The sequence below is a fragment of the bacterium genome (assembly GCA_030685015.1).
Classification (GTDB): Bacteria; CAIWAD01; CAIWAD01; order CAIWAD01; family CAIWAD01; genus CAIWAD01.
Genome location: JAUXWS010000056.1, coordinates 1 through 3,755 on the forward strand (window position 1 = coordinate 1; position 3,755 = coordinate 3,755).

At 64.4% G+C, this 3,755-nt stretch carries 6 protein-coding genes; all 6 read left to right on the plus strand.

The window, feature by feature from the left end:
* Window positions 1-426, plus strand: a 426-nt coding sequence (locus Q8O14_07290; GenBank protein MDP2360540.1) for a hypothetical protein, incomplete at its 5' end; no start/stop codon positions are given.
* 137 nt (window positions 427-563) lie between these two features.
* Window positions 564-938 (plus strand): hypothetical protein, encoded by a 375-nt coding sequence (locus tag Q8O14_07295; GenBank protein ID MDP2360541.1) that lies wholly within the window; start codon window positions 564-566, stop codon window positions 936-938.
* A gap of 74 nt (window positions 939-1,012) precedes the next feature.
* On the plus strand, window positions 1,013-1,807 hold the full coding sequence (locus Q8O14_07300) for a hypothetical protein (protein MDP2360542.1): 795 nt from the start codon (window positions 1,013-1,015) through the stop codon (window positions 1,805-1,807).
* A gap of 11 nt (window positions 1,808-1,818) precedes the next feature.
* A complete protein-coding gene (locus tag Q8O14_07305; GenBank protein ID MDP2360543.1) occupies window positions 1,819-2,238 on the plus strand; it encodes a hypothetical protein in 420 nt (139 codons plus the stop codon).
* A gap of 11 nt (window positions 2,239-2,249) precedes the next feature.
* On the plus strand, window positions 2,250-2,744 hold the full coding sequence (locus Q8O14_07310) for a hypothetical protein (protein MDP2360544.1): 495 nt from the start codon (window positions 2,250-2,252) through the stop codon (window positions 2,742-2,744).
* 574 nt (window positions 2,745-3,318) lie between these two features.
* Window positions 3,319-3,755 (plus strand): PD-(D/E)XK nuclease family protein (locus tag Q8O14_07315; GenBank protein MDP2360545.1); only part of this gene is annotated, 437 nt, incomplete at its 3' end.

A 3,755-nucleotide genomic window follows, 5' to 3' on the forward strand; every position in this document is an offset into this window, starting at 1 on the left:
GCCATCACGCCGGGCTCGAAGAGTTTTACCGCCGTGCAGGGCATGGTCGTGGGGATCGAGCCCCGGGGCGAGGAGCTGCTGCATCCGCAGGATGGTGACGGCGACGTCGCCCCCCATGCCGTCACGCTGCGCTGGCTGGCGCGCGAGGGCATGGCGCGCGTGAGCGTCCAGCTGTCGCTCACGGCCCAGTTCACGCAGATCGTCCAGCAGGCCCAGTTGCCGGGCACCTACGCGGGCTACACGGCGAGCAATCTGGCGCCCGTGACCACCCACCACTGGCGCCTCATCTGGTTCGACAGGACCGGCCGCTCCTTTGTCGCGCCTACCAGCCAATTCACCACCGGGCAGCGGTCGGCCATCATCGGCACCGGGCCCGGCGGCACCGGGGGAGCCCGCCCGTGTCCACCCGGACCAACACCGATCTGAACTACGTCGCCGGCTGCACCAGCCAACCCCGCATGGATCGTGTGACACCATCCATCACAACACAACCTGGCGCCGGGCCGGCCCCCAGGCGGGTCCGGCAACCCGAACAACCCCCCACGAAGCAAGGAGCACGTGACATGATCAAAACCGCCGTTGCACACATCCTGGTCCTGGGCCTGGCGCTGGGCGCCGTCGCCCAGGAAGCCCCCGAGCTCATCAGCCCGACCTACGGCCAGCACTTCGTCCAGGCCACGGGCACCCACTTCGCCTGGCTGCCCAAGGCCGGCTACAACTCCTGGGTCCTGCAGGTGGCCGACAACCAGGGCCTGGCCCATCCCCTGGTCACTGTCCCGCTCACGACCACGAGCTACCGGATCCCCGGATCGCTGCCGGCCGGCACGCGCCTCTTCTGGCGCGTGTCCTACATCAATGTGGACGGGCAGGAATTCCATTCCGGCCTGGGCCACTTCTGGACCGCGCCCGTCCGGTGGCGCGCCCAGGTCTTGAACTGATGCCGAGCTCGTCAGCGTGGCCGATCACATCACCCAGCCGGCAACGGCCCTGCCCGCCCCCTTGGAGGCCCCCAATGCCTGTGAACACCAACCAACCTGTCGGCGGGCCGCAAGGCCCGCTGGACGCCCCGCGCCAGTCGGACACCCCGCGCCCGCTGGAGGCCCTGGACGCCATCCCGGACGAAACGTGGGAACAGGTCCGCGACATGCTGGCGCCCTACCGCGAGGGCTTCCAGAAGGGATGGGAGCTGGAGGCCCGAAGGGGCAACCCAGGCCACTACCAGGTCCTGCCGGCCAGCAGGCCGGACAGCCACGCCGCCGCCCACTGCCTGGGCTTCCAGGACGGCATCGGCTGGCGCATGGAGGTGGAGGCCATCGTCCGCAAACAGCTGGAAGCCGTCATCAAGCTGCTGGACCAGGAAGGCGTCAAGTCGCCCCTGTGCGCCTTCGACGATCCCGAGTACCTGCCCAGCCGGATCGAAATCCTCCTCAAGGAGCGGGATCCGAAAGCCTGTCCCGCCATCGAGTACGTGCCGCCACCGCCTCCAGGTATCAAAGACGTCGTCTTCAAAGACGATACGCCCGAGGACCTGGCAAAGGATCGAGAATGGAAGGCAAGGGCAGCCCTACACCACATCCCCGTTGAAGACCTTTGCAGGCTCGGCGAGGCCCAACTCATCGGTCTGATTGAGCGACTGCAATTGAAGGCCGCCCGCCGCCGCTACACCAAAGACGACCTGGCCCGCGTCCTCGGCGTGAGCGTCAACAAGGTCAAGCGTTGGCTGTGGCCCTGCCCAAACAAACAATCCCTCCCCTACACCACGGAAGACGTCGCCCGCATCACCGCCTGGCTGCAGCGAATCAGCTGAAAGGACCACCCATGGCAAACAAAAAGTCCAAACAACCGTCCATCAAGGACGACATCTATCTGCCCGAGAGATTCCGTGAAGCCTCCCTGGCGCTGGACCTGCAAAGCAAGGTAGAGGAGGCGACGGCCGGGAAACCGCTCGCCGAAGCCGTCGAGATCGAGCGGCAGATCCTTGTCTCCGGCCTGTTCCAGATGAAGGCCCAACTCCGGCTGAAGATGAAGGACCTGTCAGCCCTGACCGGGATCAGGACAGGCACCCTCTATAATTGGTCTTGCTGTCGACGCCTTGCAGAGTGGACGAACACCCAGAAGCTGATCCGCGTCCTCTACTACGGCTACTTGGAAGTCGAGGTCGTCCACAAGCCGCTTGAGGGGATTGCTTGGCTAGACTCGCTGGTCGCGCAACCATCATCCTCCAACCTGCCGTTCTGAAAGGACGCCCCATGCCCACCCTGAAACAGCGAATCGACGACCTGGAAGAGCGCGTGCGCCAGATGAACAAGGACGCCAAGACGCACAACAAGGAGGTGGCCGCACGGCTGGATGGTGTGGAGGCCCGCCTGGATGCCTTCGCCAAGCGGCTGGACAAGGCTGCAGGCGTGGTCCTTGCCGCCCAGCAAAGCACGGCCGCCACGGCCGACCGCATCGCCCAACTGGTAGCCGACATCGACCGCCGCCTGGCCGCCATGGAGAAGGCCCTGGCCGCCAAAGGCCTGATGTCACATGCCAACGACGTGCTGACGCGCCGCCAGGACGTGCGGGACCGTCTCCTGTCCCGCGCCGACTACCTGAAGCTGGGCCCGCGCAAGCTCGCCCGCGAGCTCGGCCTTTCCTACCGGACCGTCTCAGATTGGTGCCGGCGCGTGACATACCCCACCATTGCAAGCCACATCGAGCTGATCGAGACGTGGCTTGTGAAATCGATGCCCATGGACTGATGGAAAATCTTGAACAAAGTGCGATGTGTGTTGACTGGAGTGGCGGGAGAGAATTCCCGCCAAATCCCGCCAATCGATCATTTGACGAGGTTATGCAGAATGTGGCCAATGGCGGGAAATGGCGGGAGAATAATCCCGCCAATCAAAACACGAAAACCGCCCGTAGCTTTAACTACTCGCCCAATGGCTGCCAAAACCTGTTTTCCCAGGGGTATATCCCTACCCCTGATACTTCAAACTCCTGCCCGCGGGACTCTGCCCGCGCTGACGTTTATCTTTTGTTTTTTAAGAATAATATCGTCACTGCGGGCAGGGTCCATCGGGCAGTCGCTTTTTCGCTGTTTGATCTAGCCCTGAGGGATACCCCCCTGGAGAATCATGTTTTGGCAGCCATTGGGCCACAACATGCAATAGGTGTGAGTTCAGAAGGCCGAAGGCCGTTCCTGTTTTTCGCCAACCGCTGGTCTTCATTTTGCCGCCCGCCGCGCCGCGCGCCCCGCCCGGCCGCCACGCGGCCACTGGCGCCCCACACGCCCCCAACCGCCAATACCCAGCCCCACGGAAGGATGAACCCATGAACACGCCCCACGCGGCGCCCCTGGCGCCCTGTGACCCCAACCTGCCCTTGCTGGACCCCGCCATCCCCGAGGACTTCCAGGTCCACAACGAGCACTGGTCCTTCTCCCGATTGGACACCTACGCCCGATGCCCCCTCGCCTACAAGGCCCGCTACCTGGATCCCCAGATCTATGGCGCCGGCTACGTCAAGCCCATCCCCGACCCCAATTCCCCCGCCGAGCTCGGAACCCTCTGCCACCGGACCCTCGAACTCGTCGGTGCCAGCCTTCGGCAGTCCCGCCACAAGGGACGCCTCTTCAAGCAGCAGAAGCTCCTCCTCGACTGCCTGCGCCAGGCTTTCGTCGAGCAGCCCTCCACCAACGGCCAGGTCCTGGCCGACGCACAAACCATCCTCATCGAGTACCTGCGCACCGGCGACTTCTACAGCGACCA

Bases quoted from the DNA above. Each gene is read 5' to 3' on its own strand.
- Q8O14_07295 (MDP2360541.1), top strand. From the start codon at position 564: ATGATCAAAACCGCCGTTGCACACATCCTGGTCCTGGGCCTGGCGCTG.
- Q8O14_07305 (MDP2360543.1), top strand. From the start codon at position 1,819: ATGGCAAACAAAAAGTCCAAACAACCGTCCATCAAGGACGACATCTAT.
- Q8O14_07300 (MDP2360542.1), top strand. From the start codon at position 1,013: ATGCCTGTGAACACCAACCAACCTGTCGGCGGGCCGCAAGGCCCGCTG.
- Q8O14_07310 (MDP2360544.1), top strand. From the start codon at position 2,250: ATGCCCACCCTGAAACAGCGAATCGACGACCTGGAAGAGCGCGTGCGC.